We start from the raw sequence: 17,470 nt of genomic DNA, 5'->3' as shown, positions 1-17,470 counted from the left end.
CGGGGTCTCCTGGGGTGGGTCAGGCGGCGGTCGGGTCGGACGCGGCGGCGGCGAGCGGGCGCGCCCGGCCGTCGGTCAGCTCGTTCGGGATGTGGAAGGGCGTCGCACCGGGCAGGAGCTCGCGCTTCACGTGGTGGTCCTGGTCCTTCATCTGCCGCAGGACCGCGGGGACGATCTCCTTGTACGCGGCCCACAGCGACGGGTAGACGGGCGCGCAGTCGTGCTTGATCTCCTCGTGCAGCTCCGGCAGCCGGTGGTACGGGACCATCGGGAACATGTGGTGCTCCACGTGGAAGTTCATGTTCCAGTAGAGGAAGCGGTTGACCCGGCACATCCGCACGGTGCGGGTGTTGAGCCGGTGGTCCAGCACGTTCTCGCCCATGCCGGCGTGCTGGGTCAGCCCGTAGACGATGTGCATGAAGGTGCCGTAGATCCGCGGGCCGCCGATCAGGACGACGGGCAGCCAGGTGCCGAAGCCGATCGCGGCGGCGATCGTCACGGCGTAGACGGCCAGCGAGATCCGCGCCGTGCGGTACACCTTCGGGCGCTCGGACTCGGGGACGTAGTCCGCCTCCTCCGCCGTGAGCCGCCCGGCGGCGTGGATCGCCATCGTCCGGAAGGCCAGCGGGACGTCGACGAGCCCGACGAAGTTGGCCAGCAGCTTCGCGAGCCGTGCGGGCCGCATCGCCTGGATCTCGGGGTCGCGCCCCACGATCAGGGTGTCGGTGTGGTGGCGGGTGTGGCTCCACCGCCAGGTGGTGGGGTCGCGCATCATCATGAACGACGCGAGCTGGTAGACCGCCTCGTCGAGCCAGCGGGTCTTGAAGGCCGTCCCGTGCCCGGCCTCGTGCCAGCGGGAGTCCGAGGCCGAGCCGTAGAGCACGCCGTAGACCAGGAAGAACGGCACCGCCCACCAGGTGCCCCAGAGCGCGATGCCGGCTCCGGCGCACACGACCATGAGCCCGATCCAGATCGCGGTGTCACGGATGGCCGGGCCGTCCGTGCGGCGCATCAGCTCCTTCATCCGCTTGCGCGGGACGGCGCTGCGGAACCACGTGGCGCCGGCGAGCCCGGCCTCCACCGCGGCCCGGTTCTCCGGGCCGGCCAGGTCGTAGCGCTCGAGCCGTTCCCTGCCCATGTCGTCGACCACCTCGTCGTCAGCCGGCGGAGCGCGGGTTGGAGCGCTCCAACAGCGACCAATGGTCGGTATCCCGCGCCGAGCTGTCAAGACTTTGTCCTCACAACACTGCAGATCCCGGACACGCCACCGCCCGTCCCCCGACCGTGGAGAGTCGACTCCGGTCGGTGGACTTTCCTTGCCGTGGGATGACCGACCGGGCGATGATTCTCGTGCACCCAACGGGCACGGCCCGTGACGGAGCGTCAGCACGATCCCGGCGGCAGCAAGGAGACGACGATGTCGGGCGATCAGGATCCGCACAGCGACTACGGCTACGACCTCGCACACGAGCTCACGATCGCCCTGCGCACGCCGATGCGGCGCCCGCGCACCAGCGTCTCCGTCCCCGCCCAGATCCTGCGGCGGGAACTGGACCTGGACGCCGACGCCACCCTCGACGCCGTCCCGGAGGTCTGACCCCGTCCGGGTGACCGTGCGGGACCACTCCGCGCGGTCACCCGCAGCCCCTGCACCGCGGAGCGCTCCTGGGCCCGGCCCTCGGGGAGGCCGCGCGGCCGCGTAATGTCCGGACCGATCGGACGCCGTCCCACCAGGCAGAACGTCTGTTGTGACCGGCTTCGCAATCCCAACCTCTCAGGTTGGGTATCGGCCCCGACCGGGTTACCGTCGAAGTCATGACCGGCACGACGTTCCTCACCACGCGGGGTCACATCGACCTCCAGCGGGTGGCGTCGGCCCTCTGTCCGCGCTGACGCCCTCGTCGGACCGCGCCGCCCCACCGACACCGCCGGGCGGCGATCCATCCAGGGCGCCCGGCGTGTTCTGGCTCCCGGGTGCCCGTTCGCCCCCGTAGGGACACCCATGACCACGACCCCGGAACGGACGCGCGTGCAACCGCCGCCGTCCGCCGAGCGGACCCCGGTGGACACCGTCACCCTCGTCTCCGAGGCCGACCGCAGGCCCGGCCGCGTCCCGCGCTGGGTCCTCAAGACCGTCTCGCCCCTCGTCCTCGTGGTGCTCTGGCAGGTGCTGTCGAGCGTCGGGATCCTCGAGGACGACACCCTCGCCTCGCCGCTGACCGTCGTGCAGACCGCCGCGGGCATGTGGGAGGACGGCTCGCTGCAGAGCGCCGTGATCACCTCGGTGGTCCGGGTGCTCGCCGGCCTCGGTGTCGGCCTCGTCGCCGCCGTCGTGCTGGCCACGCTCGCCGGGCTGTTCCGCCGGGGCGAGGACATCATCGACGCGCCCATGCAGATGCTCCGCACGGTGCCGGTGATCGGACTCATCCCGCTGCTCATCATCTGGTTCGGGATCAACGAGGAGCCCAAGATCATCCTGGTCGGGCTCGCGGTGACCTTCCCGCTGTACATGAACCTGTACGGCGGCATCCGCAACGTCGACTCCTCGCTGATCGAGGCCGCCCGGACGCTCGGCCTCGGCTGGTTCGGCCAGGTCCGGCACGTGATCCTGCCGTCGGCGATGCCGCAGTTCCTGATCGGCCTGCGCTACGCGCTGGGCACCGCCTGGCTGGCGCTGGTCTTCGGCGAGACGATCAACGCGACGTCCGGCATCGGCTACGAGATGAACAAGGCCCGCGAGTTCTTCGCGACGGACGTGATCATCGTCTGCCTCGTGCTCTACGCGATCCTCGGCCTGGTCGCGGACATGATCGTGCGTGGTCTCGAGAGGGGGCTGCTGTCGTGGCGACCGGCGTTCAGCGGACGGTGACGACACGAGCGGGGAACACCGCGGTCTCGGTCCGCGGGCTGACCCGGCGGTTCGGGGAGCGCGCGGTGATCGAGAACCTCGACCTGGACATCGCGCCCGGGCAGTTCGTGGCGCTGCTCGGCGCCTCGGGCTGCGGCAAGTCCACCCTGCTGCGGATCCTCGCGGACCTGGACCGGGACGTCTCCGGCGAGGTCACGGTGCCCCGCAAGCGGGCCGTCGGCTTCCAGGCCCCGCGGCTGATGCCGTGGAAGAAGGTGTGGCGCAACGTCGTCCTCGGCCTGCCCGGCAAGCCCGACAAGGAGCGCGCCGTCGCCGCGCTGACCGAGGTGGGCCTCGCCCACCGGGTCGACGTGTGGCCGAAGGTCCTCTCCGGCGGCGAGGCGCAGCGCGCCGCGCTGGCCCGCGCCCTGGTCCGCGAGCCGGACCTGCTGCTGCTCGACGAGCCCTTCTCCGCGCTCGACGCGCTCACCCGGATCACCGCCCGCGGGCTGGTGGACGAGGTGTGGCAGCGGCACGGCTGCGCGGTCCTGCTCGTCACGCACGACGTCGAGGAGGCCCTCGCGCTGGCCGACCGCGTGCTGGTCATGCAGGACGGGAAGATCGGCTACGACGCCCCCGTCGAGATCGACCGGCCCCGCGACGTCACCGATCCCGAGTTCCAGCGCCTGCGCGGCGAACTGCTCGCGCGCCTCGGCGTGCACTGACTCGATCCGTACTTCAGGAGGACGACCATGACGGTCGAGTTCATCGGCATGATCGGGACCCAGGAGGTCTCGGAGATCCACCCCGCCGCCGGTCCGGTCGTGGACCGGGACACGGTGCGCCGCTTCGTGTCCGCCCACGAGGAGGGCGGCTTCGACAAGGTGCTGGTCGGCCACTCGTCGTCCACCCCGGACGGGCTGCAGGTCGCCGCGTACGGCGCCGCGCACTCCGAGCGGCTGGGCTTCCTGGTCGCGCACCGCCCGGGCTTCACCGCTCCCACGCTCGCCGCCCGGCAGTACGCCACGCTGGACCACTTCTCCGGCGGCGGCCGGGTCGCGATGCACGTGATCTCCGGCGACAGCGACGTCGACCAGCGCCGGGACGGCGACTGGCTCGACAAGGAGCAGCGCTACGCCCGCACGGACTCCTACCTCGACGTGGTGCGTCGCGCCTGGTACGAGCCCGAGGCGTTCGACTTCTCCGACGAGCACTACCGGGTGGCCGGTGTGCAGCAGGAGATCCGCCCGCTGAGCAGCCGGATCCCGATCTTCTTCGGCGGCTCGTCGGAGGCCGCCTACCGGGTCGGCGGCAAGCACGCGGACGTCTTCGCGCTCTGGGGCGAGCCACTCGCCGAGACCGCCGAGCAGATCGGACGAGTGCACGCCGCCGCCCGCGCGGCCGGCCGCACCGAGCTCCCCCGGATCAGCGTCTCCTTCCGCCCGATCCTCGGCGCCACCGAGGAGCAGGCCTGGGAGCGCGCCCACGCCATCCGCGACCAGATCGTGGCCGCGAAGGGCGGGCACGGCTCGTTCACCGGCACCCGGATGCGGGAACGCGGTGGCCCGACGAACGTGGGCTCGCAGCGGCTGCTCGCCGCCGCCGAGAAGGGCGAGCTCCACGACCGCTGCCTGTGGACCGCCACCGCGGCGGCGTCCGGCGCGGCGGGCAACTCGACCGCGCTCGTCGGCACCCCCGAGACCGTGGCGCAGGCGCTGCTCGACTACGTCGACATCGGCGTGACCACGCTGCTGATCCGCGGCTACGACCCCGTCTCCGACGCGGCCGCCTACGGCCGCGACCTGCTCCCCCTGGTCCGGGCCGAGGTGGCCCGCCGTTCGCAGAAGGTGCCCGCGTGACCACCGCCGCTCCTGCCCCCACCGTCTTCACCCCCGCCGCCGCGGCCCGCGGGACCGTCGTGGTCCTCGTCGGCCGCGGCGAGAACCCCGGCGTCTACGCGCGCCTCGGCAAGCGCCTGGCCTTCGACGGGTACACCGTCGTCGTCCCGCACGCGGACGCGACGGACGCCGAGGTCACCGCCGCGCTCGCCGAGGGCGAGGGGGCCCGGGTCCTGCTCGGCTCCGACTCCGGCGCCCTGCGCGCCTGGAGCATCGCGGCCCGGGGATCGGACACCGGGCACGCGCCGGACGCCCTCGTCCTCGCGGCCCTCCCGCTGGGCGACGGGGACGTCCCCGCGGACCAGGAGGCCGAGATCGCCGCCCGCACCGCCTGCCCGGTCCACCGGCAGGTCCTCGACGCCGACCCGGACTTCCACTGGGGCGAGCTGACCGGTGATCTCCCGGAGCACCCGGAGACGCTGCCGGACCTGCCGACCCTGGTGCTGCACGGCGAGGCCGACCCGGTCGCCCCGGTCGAGGCCGTGCGCGCGCTGACGCCGGACGTCGCGGTCGTTCGGGACGGGGTGCACGACGTGCTCAACGACCAGTTCCACCGGATCGTCGCCGCCCGCGTGATCACCTTCCTGGAGGGGGTCGCGAAGGGTGCCGGGTTCGTCGAGACCGCCGGGCCCGAGGTGACCCGGTCCCGCAGGGCCGCGCCGCTGCACGTCTCGGCGCGGCTGGACTACGCCCTGCGCGCCATCGCCGAGCTGATCGTGGACGACGCCGGCCCGGTCCGCTGCGAGCACATCGCGCGCACCCGCGAGATCCCGCTGAACTCGCTGGTGAACATCATGATCCAGCTCCGCAGGGCGGGCCTGGTGACCAGCCGGCGTGGGTGCGAGGGCGGCTACCAGCTGGCGCGGGACGCCGCGGAGGTCACCCTCGCGGACGTGGTCCGGGCCACCGAGGGCGCCATCGCCACCGTTCCGGCCGGCGCACCGTGGGGCGACCTCGAGCGCACCGTGCGCGAGTATCTCGAGGAGCGTTCCGTCCTCGAACTGACCACCGGGAGCAACCATGGCTGAGCTCGACAACACCGCGTTCCACCCCGACTTCACCGCGGCCCAGGCCCAGCTGCCCGACCGCGCCCGGGTGCACCTGATCAAGAACGCCGACCTGACCGGCGACACGATGCAGACCTCGGGCATGACCCGCCGCGAGGCGGTCAGCGGCAAGACCGTGGGCTCGGAGAAGCTCTGGACCGGCGAGACGCACGTCGCGCCGGCCACCAACTCCGGCGACCACCACCACGGCGAGGCCGAGACGTCGATCTACATCGTCAGCGGGAACCCGCGGTTCGTCTTCCACGACGGCACCGGCGAGGTCGCCCTGCAGACCGAGCCCGGCGACTACATCTTCGTGCCGCCGTTCGTCCCCCACCGCGAGGAGAACCCGGACCCGGAGAACCCGGCCGTGGTCGTCATCTCCCGCAGCACCCAGGAGGGGATCGTCGTGAACCTCCCCGCCCTCTACCCCCTGAAAGAGAACCCTTCGTGAAGCGTCTGCTCACCGCTGTACTGGCCACCGCCACCCTGGCGCTGGCGGCCTGTGGCTCCGGCGGCTCCGCCGCGGGCGACGGGCCGGTGGACCTGTCCACCGTCACCCTCAAGGTCGGTGACCAGGCCGGGATCCAGCAGGCGCTGGTCGAGGCCTCCGGCGCGCTGCAGGGCGCGCCCTACAAGGTCGAGTGGGCCCAGTTCCCCGCGGCCGCCCCGGTCCTGGAGGCGCTGCGCGGCAAGGCCGTCGACATCGGCGTGGCCGGCGACGCACCGACCCTGACCGCGCTCTCGTCCACGGACGACATCAAGATCGTCGCGGCGACCAGGGTCCCGCAGCAGTACGGCCTGTCCGTCATCGTGCCGAAGGACTCGCCGATCCAGAGCGTGGCGGACCTCAAGGGCAAGACGGTGTCCCCGACCACGCAGGGCTCGGTCGGCCACTACCTGCTGCTGCAGGCGCTGAAGGAGGCCGGGCTGACGGACTCCGACGTCACCATCTCGTTCCTGCAGCCGGTCGACGCCGCCGCGGCGATGTCGTCGGGCGCGATCGACGCCTGGTCGACCTGGGACCCGTACACCGCGGTCGCCGAGCAGGAGCAGGGCGCGCGCGTGCTGCGCGGGCCGGACGGGCTCGCCCCCGGCCTGACCTTCCTCGACGCCAACACCGACGCGATCGAGGACGCCGGCAAGAAGCAGGCCATGCAGGACTTCATCTCCCGCTACGGCCAGGCCGTGCAGTGGGCCGCCGACCACCCGGCCGAGAACGCCGCGATCTACACGAAGCTGACCCAGCGGCCCGCCGCCGTCGCGGACCTGATGTCGCAGCGCGCCAACCGCTCCCTGGTCCCGCTCGACCAGGCGCTGGTCGGCGAGATCCAGACGGTCGCGGACAACTACGAGGCGTTCGGCGTGCTGCGCAAGAAGGTCGAGGTGTCCGAGGCCGTCCAGGACCTGTCCGCGGTGGGCGCGACCTCCTGATGCACCTCGCGCTCTACCTGTCCGAGTCGGGGGTGCACGCCGGAGGCTGGCGGCACCCCCGCTCGGGAATGGACACCGGCGCCAACGTCGAACTGTTCCGGCGGCTGGCGCGGAGCGCGGAGGAGGCCTGCTTCGACCTGGCGTTCCTCGCGGACAAGCTCGCCGTGGACGACGTCTACGGCGGGACCCCGGACGAGGTCCTCCGCACCCGGGTGAACGTGCACCGGGACCCGGTCGTGCTGCTCACCGCCCTCGCCGGGGCGACCTCCCGCATCGGGCTGGCCGCGACGGCGTCGACGACCTACTCCGAGCCGTTCCACGTGGCCCGGATGTTCCTGCCGGGGATCATGCCGATCGTCGCCGACACCGACTCCGAGGCCCGTGCGCTGGAGGAGGAACTGCGCTCGCTGGTGCACCCGGTCGCCGGGCTGACGTTCATGTCGGCCTCGATGAACTACGACCTGGCGAAACACCCGGTCGACGCTCCGGTACCCGACGTCCGCTCCGAGCTCCGTGGCTCGAAGGGCCGCTTCGACTACGTCATCGGGCACGCCATCGAGCGCGGGATCACCCTGGGCGAGCTGGCCGTGGAGTACGCGGCGAGCCTGTCCTTCCCGATGCTGGTCGGTTCCCCGAAGACCGTCGCGGACGAGATGGAGCGCTGGTACTCGGCGGGCGGCGCGGACGGGTTCGTGATCATGCCCGCCTTCGCCCCCGGCTCGGTGGACGACTTCACCCGCCTCGTGGTCCCGGAACTGCAGGCCCGCGGCCTGTTCCGCCGCGAGTACACCGGCACGACCCTGCGCGACCACCTCGGGCTGAAGCGCCCCGCCGTCGCCACCCTGTGAGTGGCGATAGCTGCTATGGCGACTATCGCCACTCACGACGGCTCAGGACGGCACGGTGCCGCCGCACTCCCGGACGAGGTCGGCCATGATCGCCCGGTCGGCCTCGTCCACGTGGTCCGCGTAGTAGGCGTACATCGTCTCGCGGGCCAGGCGGCTCGCCAGGCGGCCGTCGCGGTCCGCGATCGCCTGGTAGACCGCGGCGTGGTGCCGGACCGAGCGGCGCATCAGCGCCTCCCGGTCGCCGGCGTCGAGGATCGTCTGCTGGATCAGCGTGAGCACCGACTCGCGCGTGACGTCCCCGTACAGCTGTACCAGCGTGTTCCCGCCCGCCACCGCGATGAGCTCGTGGAACTCGAGGTCGAGCCGGCTGAAGGCGCTGTAGCCCAACGGAATCGACTCCCGCATCCGGGCCATGTTCCGCTCCAGCCCGAGCAGCTGCGCGTCCGTGCGGCGGGTGGCGGCCATCAGGTTGGCCGCGGCGTCGGCCACCATCCGGAACTGGACGAGCTCGGGCAGGCTCACCGCGTTCGTGGCGGTGAGCATCTGCAGCGTCCGGCGGATCGGGCCGGTGGACGCGGGCAGCACCAGCGGTCCGCGCGGGTCCCGCGGCTGCGAGCGCACCAGCTCCATGCTCTCCAGCACACGCAGCGCCTCGCGCACCGAGGACCGCGCGATCCCGAAGCGCTCCACCAGCTCCCGCTCGCTGGGCAGCCGGTCGCCGGGCGCGAGCTCGCCGCCCGCGATCGCCTGTTCGACGTAGTCCACGACCTTCTGGAAGGCGCGGGTCTGCGGGAGGGTCACGGTGAGCAGTCTGTCAGGTGGGCGGCGTGAACCGGCCGTCCACGGCGGTCCACCCGCCGTCCACGGCGAGCGTGGAGCCGGTGACGAAGCTCGACGCGTCCGACGCCAGGTAGACCACGGCCCCCGCCAGCTCCGAGGGCTTCGACCAGCGGCCGAGCGCGCCCTTCGTGGCGTACGCCTGGTACCAGCCCGGGTCGTTCTTGATCTGCTGGGTCAGCGGGGTCTCGACGACGCCGGGCGCGATCGCGTTGACCCGCACCCCCGCCTCGCCGAACTCGACGGCGGCGGTGCGCACCAGCATCTCCAGCCCCGCCTTGGTCGCGGCGTAGACGGACTGCCCCGGCTCCACGGTCCGCCCGCGGATGGACGAGAAGCCGATGATGCTGCCGCTCCCCCGCGCCACCATCCGCGCGCCGAACGCCCGGAACACGGAGAACGTGCCGCGCAGGTTCAGGTTCACGACCCGGTCGAACTCCTCCGGGGTGTAGTCGAGGATCCGCTTGCGCACGTTCATCGCGGCGGTGAGCACGACGACGTCGAGGTCACCGAGCTGCTCCGCGGCGCGCTCCACCGCCTCGGGGTCGGTGATGTCCAGTTCGAGGGACTCACCGGACACGGCCTCGGCGGTGGCCTTCGCGACGGCGGGATCGCGGTCCGCGGCGACGACCTGCGCGCCGTGCGCGGCGAGCGCGAGCCCGGCCTCCCCGCCGATGCCGCCCGCGCCGATCAGCAGCGCGCGCCTGCCGTCGAGCCGGAACAGGTTCTGGTAGTCCACCGGGTTGCTCACTGGATGTCCTCTCAGGACGGCCGGATGATCGCCATCCGGGTCACGGTCAGCTCCTCGATCGCGAACCGCGGGCCCTCGCGGCCGATCCCGGAGTCCTTCACCCCGCCGTAGGGCATGATGTCCGACCGGAAGCCGGGCACCTCGTTGATCACGACGCCGCCCACCTCGAGCTCCTCGATCGCGGCGAACGCCGTGGCCAGGGACCGGGTGAACACGCTGGCGTGCAGGCCGTACCGCGAGCGGTTGACCGCCTCCAGGGCGCTCTCCAGGTCCGGCACCGAGCGGATCGCCACGACCGGCGCGAAGATCTCCTCGCACCAGGCGTTCGCGGTCTCGGGAACGTCGAGCAGGATCGTCGGCTCGACGGTGCGGTCCACGACCCGGCCGCCGTGCAGCACCTTCGCCCCGGCCTGCTCGGCCTCGGCGAGCCACTCCAGCACGCGGTCGGTGGCGGCCTGGTTGATCAGCGGCGCGACGCGGGTGGCGGGGTCCCGCGGATCCCCGACGGTCAGCTCGCCGACGCGCGCGGTGAGCTTCCCGACGAACGCGTCCACCACCGGCTCGCACACCAGGATCCGCTGCACGGCGATGCAGGCCTGGCCGTTGAAGTAGAAGCCGCCGCGCAGCACGGCGTCCGCCGCGGCGTCGAGGTCGGCGTCCACGTCCACGACCAGCGCGGCGTTGGACCCCAGCTCCAGCAACGTCTTCCGCGGCGCCGCGTCCCGTGCGATCCGGTGCCCGACGGCCGCGGAGCCGGTGAACGACACCGCGCCGACCCGCGGGTCGGTCACCAACGTGCGCCCCACCTCGGCGTCGCCCGTCACGACCTGGCAGATCTCGGCGGGCGCCCCGTTCGCGACGGCCGCACGGCGCACGACGTCGGCCAGCCAGAGGGTGGCCAGCGGCGTGGCGGGCGCGGGCTTGCAGATCACCGGGCAGCCCGCCGCGACGGACGGCGCGATCTTGTGGCTGGCCAGCAGGAACGGGCCGTTGAACCCGGCGATCCCGATGACCAGCCCGATCGGCCTGCGCTGCCAGAACCCGACCATCCCAGTCCCGGAGGCCTGCATGTCCAGGGGCACGGTCTCGCCGTGCAGGTGCGAGACCTCCTCGGCGGCCGCGGCCCAGGTGAACAGCGTCCGGGTGACCTCGACGACGCAGTCCGCGCGGGTCTTGCCGGTCTCGAGGATCAGCAGGTCGACCAGCTCGTCCTGGTGCGCGGCGATCTCCCGCTCGACGTCGAGGAGGATCTGCCGGCGCACGGCGGAGCTCAGCTTCCCGACGGGCCGCACCGCCGCGACGCCGGCCTCGAGGGCCGCCCGGGCGTGCTCGACGGTCCCGACGGGCGCGTGCGCGACCACCGATCCGTCGTACGGGAAGACGACCGGCGCGGTGTCGAGGTCGGTGCGCCATTCCGTTCCGATCGGCAGTCCGGCTGGGCTCTCGAGCATGGGGCGGCTCCTTGCGACGACACTGCGACAACACTGGCGGTGTGCCGGTGAGCTGGTCCGACCAGCTCCCGTGTCCGCAGCATGCCTTCCGTGCTCCGGCGACGTCAAGAACCCCAGCTCAAAGGGTGCATCCATCGCCACGCCTTGACGAGAGCGTCGTCGATCGGCCAGGGTCGGACCGCTGTATCCAACGACGGAGGGAGATCCCGGTGGGCACCGCCGTACCCCTCGTCGACGAGCTCGCGTCCCTGCTGCGCGAGCGCATCTACGCCCGCCGGTACGCGCCCGGCACCTGGCTGAGGCAGGAGCAGCTGGCCGCGGAGCTGGGCGTCAGCCGCACCCCGCTGCGCGAGGCGCTGCGGGCCCTCGAGCAGGACGGACTGGTCCGGCTCACCCCCGGCCAGGGCGCCCGCGTCGTCACCGGGGACCTCCCCACCCTGCTCGCCGCCTACGAGCTGCGCGCGGTGGTGGACGGGCTGGCCGCGCGGCTCGCCGCCGAGCGCCCGGCCCCGCCGAGCCGGGTGCGGGAGCTGTACGCCGTCATCGCGCGGCAGCGGGCGGCGCTGGACCCGTGGGAGCCGCAGACCTACACGGCGCTCAACGTCGCGTTCCACGAGGACGTGGTCCACCTGTCCGGCAACGAGTTCGTGGTCGCGCAGACGCCCATCCTGCGGATGACCGCCCAGGTGTTCGCACCCGTCGCGCTCGTGGAGCGGGACAGCGCGGTGCGGGCGGTCGCCGAGCACACCGCCATCGTCGGCGCGATCGAGGCCGGCGACGGCCCAGCCGCCGAGCGCCTGGCCCGCGCGCACATCGAGGCCACCATCAGCGAGCTCCGGGCCCGAGCCCAGGTTTCCAGCAACGGGGAGTGAGATGCCCACCTACTACGTCGCCTCCGACATCGGCGGCACCTTCACCGACACGGTGGTGATCGACGCCGACGGCGGAGCCCGTCCGGACGGCAGAGCCGGCCGGGTCGGCCGCTACAAGTCCTCCACCGTGCCGGACAACCCGGCCCAGGGCGTCCTGGACACCCTCGAGCTCGCCGCCGAGGAGCGCGGCGTCCCGCTCGCGGAGCTGCTCGGGGCCGTGGAGGTGTTCGCCCACGGCACCACCATCGCCACCAACGCGATGCTGGAGGGCCGCACGAAGAAGGTGGGCCTCATCCAGACCCGCGGCTTCGGCGACACCCTCACGATCATGCGGGGGTTCAAGGGGATCGGGCTGGACGAGGAGGAGGTCAAGCGCTTCCGCACGCTCGTCAAGCAGCCCGCGGCCGTCCCCCGCCGGCTGACGGCCGAGGTCACCGAGCGGATCGACTACGCCGGGCGCGTGGTCTGCCCGCTGGACGAGGCGGACGTCCGGCGCGCGCTCGCCGAGCTCCGTGCGGCGGGCGCCGAGGTCTTCGCGGTCTCGCTGCTCTGGTCCTTCGCGAACGGGGCCCACGAGCGCCGCGTCGCGGAGATCATCGCCGAGGAGGTGCCGGGCGCTTCGGTGACGCTGTCGAGCGAGTTCCTGCCGCGCATCGGCGAGTACGAACGCACGCTGACGACGGCGGTGAACGCCAGCCTGCGCCCCGTCCTCAAGACCTCGCTCGACTCCTTCGAGTCGACGCTCTCGAAGGCCGGGCTCCGCGCCGATCCGCTGCTCATGCAGTCCAACGGTGGCCTCGCGACCTTCACCGAGGTGGAGAAGCGCGCAGCCGCGACGGTGATGTCCGGCCCGGTCGGTGGCGTCGTCGCCTCGCAGTTCCTCGGGGCACGCTCCGGCCACCGCAACGTGGTGACCACCGACATGGGCGGCACCAGCTTCGACGTCGGCCTGGTGCTCGACGGGCGCCCGGTCATGTCCAACACCACCCTGATCGGGCGCGACGAGCTCGCCCTGCCGTCGGTGGCGGTGCGGGCGATCGGCGCGGGCGCGGGCTCGATCGCCTCGGTGCGGGGCGGCGTGCTGCAGGTCGGTCCCGAGTCGGCGGGCGCGCGCCCCGGCCCCGCCTGCTACGGCCGCGGTGGCACCCTGCCCACGGTCGCCGACGCCGACCTCGTACTCGGCTACCTCAACCCGGACAACTTCCTGGGCGGCAGGCTGACCCTCGACGTCGACAAGGCCCGTGGCGCGATCGACGAGCACGTCGCGAAGCCCACCGGGCTCACGGTCGAGCAGGCCGCGGAGGGCATCAAGACCATCGTCGACGCCCGCATGGCGGACCTGGTGCGGCAGGTGACCGTCGAGCAGGGCTACGACCCGACGGACTTCGCCGTGTTCGCCTACGGCGGCGCGGGCCCGCTGCACGCCTTCTCCTACGGCGCCGAGCTGGGCTGCCCGCAGATCGTCGTGCCGATCACCGCGTCCGTGCACTCGGCGTTCGGCATCGGCTGCTCCGACCTGACCATGGTCGAGGAGCTGTCGAAGCCGATGCAGACCCCGCCCGGCACCACGGACCACGCGTCCGCGCTGCCCCCGGCCGAGCTCAACGCCACGTTCGACGAGCTGGCTGCCCGTGCCCGTCGGGATCTCGTGGCCGCGGGCGCCGCCGAGGACTCCATCCGCTACGTGCGCTCGGTGGAGATCCGCTTCCGTGCGCAGATCCACGTGCTCACGGTGCCGTTCGAGTCCGACGTGCTCACCGCGGCCGACGTCAACGGCATGGTCGAGCGGTTCGTCGAGGTCTACGAGGGCCGCTTCGGCAAGGGCGCCGCGTTCCTCGAGGGTGGCGTGGAGATCACCACCTTCCGCGTGGTGGCGACGAGCCCGGTGCCCAGGGCGGACTTCGACACCGGAGCGCTGGGCGAGGCCGCCGGGGAGCCGGGGCTGCGGAAGGTCTTCTCGGGCGGCGAGTGGCGGGACGCGACCGTCTACCGCGCCGAGCACCTGCACGACGGGCTGCACATCGAGGGGTTGGCGATCGTGGAGCTGCGGGACACCACGGTCGTGATCGGCCCGGGCCAGGACGCCGAGGTGGACGGCTCCGGCGACATCGTCATCCGGAACCGCTGAGCCGTCCGGAACCGCTGAGGGAGAACAGACATGACCACCGCGGTCGACCCGGTCACCTACGAGGTCATCCGGCACAAGCTCTGGTCCATCAACTCCGAGGGCGCCACGACGGTCGAGCACGTCTCCGGCTCGCCGGTCGTGCACGCCACGGACTACAACTTCGGCATCTACACCGCCGCCGGCGAGATGGCGATCATCGGGACGTACCTGCTCACGCCCATCTACACGGGCGCCATGGCGATCGAGGTCTTCCTCGACCGCTACGACGACATCGAGCCCGGCGACGTCTTCATCATCAACGACCCGTACCTCGCGGCCATGCACCAGAACGACGTCCAGTTCTGCAAGCCGGTCTTCCGGGACGGCGAGATCGTGGCGTGGCTGGGCTGCATGGCGCACCAGGTCGACCTGGGCGGCATGGACCCGGGCAGCTGGTGCACCACGGCCACGGACGTGTTCCAGGAGGGCATCCGGATCCCGCCGGGCCGGATCGTGCGCCGGGACGTGCTCAACCAGGAGCTGTGGGACACGATCGTCCTCAACTCCCGCATGCACGACACGGTCGCCAACGACTTCCGCGCCTTCCTCGCGGGCCTGCGGGTGGCCGAGCAGCGCTTCCACGAGCTGTGCGACCGCTACGGCGCCGCCCAGGTCAAGGCGACGATGGAGCGCACGCTGGACAACTCCGAGGCCGAGCTGCGGGCGATGCTGCGCGAGCTGCCGGACGGGGTCTACGAGCACACGTCCTACCTCGACCGTCCCGCCGGGTCCGCCGACGGGGACATCGAGCTGCTGCAGGTCCCGTGCCGGATGACGAAGACGGAAGACCGCATCGTCTTCGACTTCTCCGACTCCAGCCCCCAGTCCCCCGCCTACGGCATGACGACGCGCGGCGGCCTGCTCGGCGCCGTCGCCACGCTCATGTTGTGCACCTTCGGGTCCGACATCGCGTGGAACCACGGGCTGATGCGGCCGGTCGAGGTCGTGGCGCCGGACGGGCTGTGCGTCACCGCCGTCGAGCCGATGCCGGTGTCCGGCGGCGCGGCCGGCGCGAACTGGACGGCCACATGCTCGGCGGGCGGCGCGATCGCGAAGATGCTGTCGTTCAGCGAGAAGTACGAGAACCACGCGTTCGGCCCGTCGGACGGGTCGTGGCAGCTCAACCAGTTCGGCGGGATCGACCAGCACGGCGAGCCGTTCGCGTCGATGTACATGGACTCGCTGCTGTGGGGCGGGCCGGCGTTCTCGTTCCGGGACGGGGTCGACGCGGGCGGCGCGATGGTGATCCTCGCGGGCGGGGCCACGGACGTCGAGCAGCAGGAGATGCGGCACCCGCTGCTCTACCTGTGGCGCCGCCAGGTCGCGGACTCCGGCGGCGCCGGCACCTTCCGCGGCGGCAACGGCATCCAGTTCGCGCTGACGCCCGTCGACACCACCGAGGTGACGGGCGTGCTGGGCACGCACGGCGTCGCGGTGCCGAACCGGACCGGGCTGTTCGGCGGGCTGCCGGGCTCGTGCGCGCGGTTCGAACGGGTCACCGGCTCCGGCGTGCTGGACCACCTCGGTTCGGGACGTCCGGTGGGCGCGCTGACCGAGCTGGCGGGCGAGCACCAGGTGCTGCCGGGCGTCTCCCCCGCCGCGCGGATCGCGCACGGGGACGTCTTCGAGTGCACCGTGCAGAACGGCGGGGGCTACGGCGATCCCCTGCTCCGCGATCCGGCGCTCGTCGCCGGGGACGTGTCGGCGGGGGCGGTGTCGCTCGATGCGGCGGCGCGGCTGTACGGCGTGGCGCTCTCGTCCGACGGCGCCGTAAACGAGTCGGGTACCGACTCGCTGCGTGCGTCGATCCGGGATGCTCGGCGGGCGCGGATGGTTGCGCCTGTGAGTGCCGATGGTCGCTGTAGCGGTGATCGCCACTCACGAGGGATCTGGGGCGCCTCGCTGGTCACCTTCGTCGACGACGAGGGGACGCGGCACGCGGCGTGCCGGCACTGCGACACGGTCCTCGGGCCCCTCGGCGACGGATGGGAGTCGATCGCCGGGCGCGTCGTCCTCGGACCGGAGGACCTCGGCTCGCGGGTGGACGTGCACGCCGACCTGGCGGCCGTCGCCTACGTCTGCCCGGAGTGCGTCACGGCGTTGTGGGTGGACACGGAGCCGGTGGGCGGCAAGGACTGGCGCGACTTCGCGCTGGCCGGGGGTCGTGCGTGAGCAGCTACGACCTGGCCGTCATCGGCGGGGACGGCATCGGGCCGGACGTCACGGCCGTCGCGGTGGACTGCGTCCGCGCGGCGGCCGCCCGGTTCGGCTTCACCGCCTCGACCACGGACTACGACCTGGGCGCCGAGCCCTATCTCCGCACCGGGATCGTCCTGCCCGGCGAGACCCGCGAGGCGCTGCGCCGGCACGACGCGATCCTGCTCGGCGCCGTCGGCGACCCGCGGGTGCCGCCGGGTGTGCTGGAGCGCGGGCTCATCGTCGCGCTGCGGATCGCGTTGCGGCAGAGCGTGAACGTGCGCCCCGTGCGGCTCTACCCCGGCGTGCAGTCCCCGGTGCGGGGCGTGACGCCGGAGAACTGCGACCTGGTGATCCTGCGGGAGAACACCGAGGGGCTCTACACCGGCGGCGGCGAGACCGTCCACGCCGGCACCGCCGAGGCGGTGGCGCTGCAGCACTCGGTGTCCACCGTGCCCGCGACCCGCGAGATCGTGGAGTTCGGGTTCCGGCTGGCGCGCGCCCGCCGGAAGCGGTTCACGCTGTGCCACAAGACGAACATCCTCACCCACGCCGGTCGGCTGTGGGAGGAGGTCGTGGCGGGGGTGGGCGAGGACTTCCCGGACGTCGAGCGGGACTACGTGCACGTCGACGCGATGTGCCAGCACCTGCCGCTGGACCCCGGCCGGTTCGACGTGGTGGTCACCGACAACCTGTTCGGCGACATCATCAGCGACCTCGGCGCCACGGTGCAGGGCGGGCTGGGCCTCGCGGCCAGCGCGAACCACAACCCGCTCGGCACCGCGCCGAGCATGTTCGAGCCGGTCCACGGGTCGGCCCCGGACATCGCGGGCAAGGGCCTCGCCAACCCCGCCGCGGCCGCCCTCTCGGCCGCCCTGTGCCTCGCGGCGCTGGGCGAACGGGAAGCGGCCCTGGCAGTGGAGGGTGCGACGGCTGCGGTCCTCGCGACGTTGCCCGCCCTCGCGGGCCCGGCCATGGGCGCGAGCACCGCCGAGATCGGAGCCCGGATCGTCGAGCGGATCGGCTCGGCCGACCCGGTCGGCGACCCCGCCACCTCCCTGATGACCGCCCTCGCCGCCCTCGCCCCCTCCCGCACCGGCCGGTAGGGGCGGATCCGCGAGC

At 72.6% G+C, this 17,470-nt stretch carries 17 protein-coding genes; 13 read left to right on the top strand and 4 right to left on the bottom strand.

Annotation, left to right across the window (positions count from 1 at the left end; all coding sequences use genetic code 11):
• Nucleotides 1-19: 19 nt before the first annotated feature.
• Nucleotides 20-1,138, bottom strand: a complete 1,119-nt coding sequence (locus PKE99_RS07125; RefSeq protein WP_037041508.1) for a fatty acid desaturase family protein — start codon at nt 1,136-1,138, stop codon at nt 20-22.
• Between the two features lie 279 nt (nt 1,139-1,417).
• On the opposite strand from PKE99_RS07125, the gene PKE99_RS07120 reads away from it, so the two are divergent.
• The 9 genes from PKE99_RS07120 to PKE99_RS07085 all read left to right on the top strand — a co-directional run bounded on the left by PKE99_RS07120 (nt 1,418) and on the right by PKE99_RS07085 (nt 8,074).
• The gene (locus tag PKE99_RS07120; protein ID WP_037040676.1) at nt 1,418-1,597 is read left to right on the top strand and encodes a hypothetical protein; all 180 of its coding nucleotides are present in this window, start codon (nt 1,418-1,420) and stop codon (nt 1,595-1,597) included.
• A gap of 218 nt (nt 1,598-1,815) precedes the next feature.
• Nucleotides 1,816-1,893, top strand: a complete 78-nt coding sequence (locus PKE99_RS38965) for a putative leader peptide (protein WP_358207017.1) — start codon at nt 1,816-1,818, stop codon at nt 1,891-1,893.
• 109 nt (nt 1,894-2,002) lie between these two features.
• Complete coding sequence (locus PKE99_RS07115; RefSeq protein ID WP_081923740.1) at nt 2,003-2,869, top strand: ABC transporter permease; 867 nt, start codon at nt 2,003-2,005, stop codon at nt 2,867-2,869.
• Nucleotides 2,866-3,573, top strand: coding sequence for an ABC transporter ATP-binding protein (locus PKE99_RS07110; protein ID WP_197040444.1), 708 nt, complete (start codon nt 2,866-2,868; stop codon nt 3,571-3,573). The genes PKE99_RS07115 and PKE99_RS07110 overlap by 4 nt, the downstream gene beginning before the upstream one ends.
• Before the next feature lie 27 nt (nt 3,574-3,600).
• Nucleotides 3,601-4,707, top strand: a complete 1,107-nt coding sequence (locus PKE99_RS07105) for an LLM class flavin-dependent oxidoreductase (protein WP_037040672.1) — start codon at nt 3,601-3,603, stop codon at nt 4,705-4,707.
• Nucleotides 4,704-5,774 carry an Rrf2 family transcriptional regulator gene (locus PKE99_RS07100; RefSeq protein WP_051736746.1) on the top strand — a complete coding sequence of 357 codons (1,071 nt, stop codon included), beginning with the start codon at nt 4,704-4,706 and terminating at the stop codon, nt 5,772-5,774. Before PKE99_RS07105 ends, PKE99_RS07100 begins: the two co-directional genes overlap by 4 nt.
• Entirely contained in the window at nt 5,767-6,246 is a 480-nt protein-coding gene (locus PKE99_RS07095; RefSeq protein WP_037040670.1) for a cupin domain-containing protein, read from the top strand. Before PKE99_RS07100 ends, PKE99_RS07095 begins: the two co-directional genes overlap by 8 nt.
• On the top strand, nt 6,243-7,226 hold the full coding sequence (locus PKE99_RS07090; protein WP_037040668.1) for an ABC transporter substrate-binding protein: 984 nt from the start codon (nt 6,243-6,245) through the stop codon (nt 7,224-7,226). The genes PKE99_RS07095 and PKE99_RS07090 overlap by 4 nt, the downstream gene beginning before the upstream one ends.
• Nucleotides 7,226-8,074 carry an LLM class flavin-dependent oxidoreductase gene (locus PKE99_RS07085; protein ID WP_037040665.1) on the top strand — a complete coding sequence of 283 codons (849 nt, stop codon included), beginning with the start codon at nt 7,226-7,228 and terminating at the stop codon, nt 8,072-8,074. The genes PKE99_RS07090 and PKE99_RS07085 overlap by 1 nt, the downstream gene beginning before the upstream one ends.
• 42 nt (nt 8,075-8,116) lie before the next feature.
• Here PKE99_RS07085 and PKE99_RS07080 read toward each other — a convergent pair whose 3' ends face one another.
• From PKE99_RS07080 to PKE99_RS07070, 3 genes are read right to left on the bottom strand one after another with little or no spacing between them, the layout of a single operon-like run.
• Nucleotides 8,117-8,875, bottom strand: coding sequence for a FadR/GntR family transcriptional regulator (locus PKE99_RS07080; RefSeq protein WP_231498032.1), 759 nt, complete (start codon nt 8,873-8,875; stop codon nt 8,117-8,119).
• Nucleotides 8,876-8,888: 13 nt separating this feature from the next.
• Complete coding sequence (locus tag PKE99_RS07075) at nt 8,889-9,650, bottom strand: SDR family NAD(P)-dependent oxidoreductase (protein ID WP_037041502.1); 762 nt, start codon at nt 9,648-9,650, stop codon at nt 8,889-8,891.
• A gap of 23 nt (nt 9,651-9,673) precedes the next feature.
• Entirely contained in the window at nt 9,674-11,113 is a 1,440-nt protein-coding gene (locus PKE99_RS07070) for an aldehyde dehydrogenase family protein (protein WP_037040661.1), read from the bottom strand.
• Between the two features lie 209 nt (nt 11,114-11,322).
• Between PKE99_RS07070 and PKE99_RS07065 the strand changes: the two genes are divergently transcribed.
• From PKE99_RS07065 to PKE99_RS07050, 4 genes are read left to right on the top strand one after another with little or no spacing between them, the layout of a single operon-like run.
• Nucleotides 11,323-11,985: a GntR family transcriptional regulator gene (locus PKE99_RS07065; RefSeq protein ID WP_081923739.1), complete on the top strand. Its 663-nt coding sequence runs from the start codon at nt 11,323-11,325 to the stop codon at nt 11,983-11,985.
• A 1-nt stretch (nt 11,986) separates the two neighbouring features.
• Nucleotides 11,987-14,113: a hydantoinase/oxoprolinase family protein gene (locus PKE99_RS07060; RefSeq protein WP_037040659.1), complete on the top strand. Its 2,127-nt coding sequence runs from the start codon at nt 11,987-11,989 to the stop codon at nt 14,111-14,113.
• Between the two features lie 30 nt (nt 14,114-14,143).
• A complete protein-coding gene (locus PKE99_RS07055; RefSeq protein WP_037040657.1) occupies nt 14,144-16,324 on the top strand; it encodes a hydantoinase B/oxoprolinase family protein in 2,181 nt (726 codons plus the stop codon).
• Nucleotides 16,321-17,454 carry a 3-isopropylmalate dehydrogenase gene (locus tag PKE99_RS07050; RefSeq protein WP_037040656.1) on the top strand — a complete coding sequence of 378 codons (1,134 nt, stop codon included), beginning with the start codon at nt 16,321-16,323 and terminating at the stop codon, nt 17,452-17,454. Before PKE99_RS07055 ends, PKE99_RS07050 begins: the two co-directional genes overlap by 4 nt.
• Nucleotides 17,455-17,470: the final 16 nt, after the last annotated feature.

The sequence above is a fragment of the Pseudonocardia halophobica genome (genome assembly GCF_027922425.1).
Taxonomy (GTDB): Bacteria; Actinomycetota; Actinomycetes; order Mycobacteriales; family Pseudonocardiaceae; genus Pseudonocardia; species Pseudonocardia halophobica.
This window is presented reverse-complemented; position numbering and strand designations above follow the sequence as displayed.

Bases quoted from the DNA above. Each gene is read 5' to 3' on its own strand.
- PKE99_RS07125 (WP_037041508.1), bottom strand. From the start codon at position 1,138: ATGGGCAGGGAACGGCTCGAGCGCTACGACCTGGCCGGCCCGGAGAAC.
- PKE99_RS07120 (WP_037040676.1), top strand. From the start codon at position 1,418: ATGTCGGGCGATCAGGATCCGCACAGCGACTACGGCTACGACCTCGCA.
- PKE99_RS38965 (WP_358207017.1), top strand. From the start codon at position 1,816: ATGACCGGCACGACGTTCCTCACCACGCGGGGTCACATCGACCTCCAG.
- PKE99_RS07115 (WP_081923740.1), top strand. From the start codon at position 2,003: ATGACCACGACCCCGGAACGGACGCGCGTGCAACCGCCGCCGTCCGCC.
- PKE99_RS07105 (WP_037040672.1), top strand. From the start codon at position 3,601: ATGACGGTCGAGTTCATCGGCATGATCGGGACCCAGGAGGTCTCGGAG.
- PKE99_RS07095 (WP_037040670.1), top strand. From the start codon at position 5,767: ATGGCTGAGCTCGACAACACCGCGTTCCACCCCGACTTCACCGCGGCC.
- PKE99_RS07085 (WP_037040665.1), top strand. From the start codon at position 7,226: ATGCACCTCGCGCTCTACCTGTCCGAGTCGGGGGTGCACGCCGGAGGC.
- PKE99_RS07070 (WP_037040661.1), bottom strand. From the start codon at position 11,113: ATGCTCGAGAGCCCAGCCGGACTGCCGATCGGAACGGAATGGCGCACC.
- PKE99_RS07060 (WP_037040659.1), top strand. From the start codon at position 11,987: ATGCCCACCTACTACGTCGCCTCCGACATCGGCGGCACCTTCACCGAC.
- PKE99_RS07055 (WP_037040657.1), top strand. From the start codon at position 14,144: ATGACCACCGCGGTCGACCCGGTCACCTACGAGGTCATCCGGCACAAG.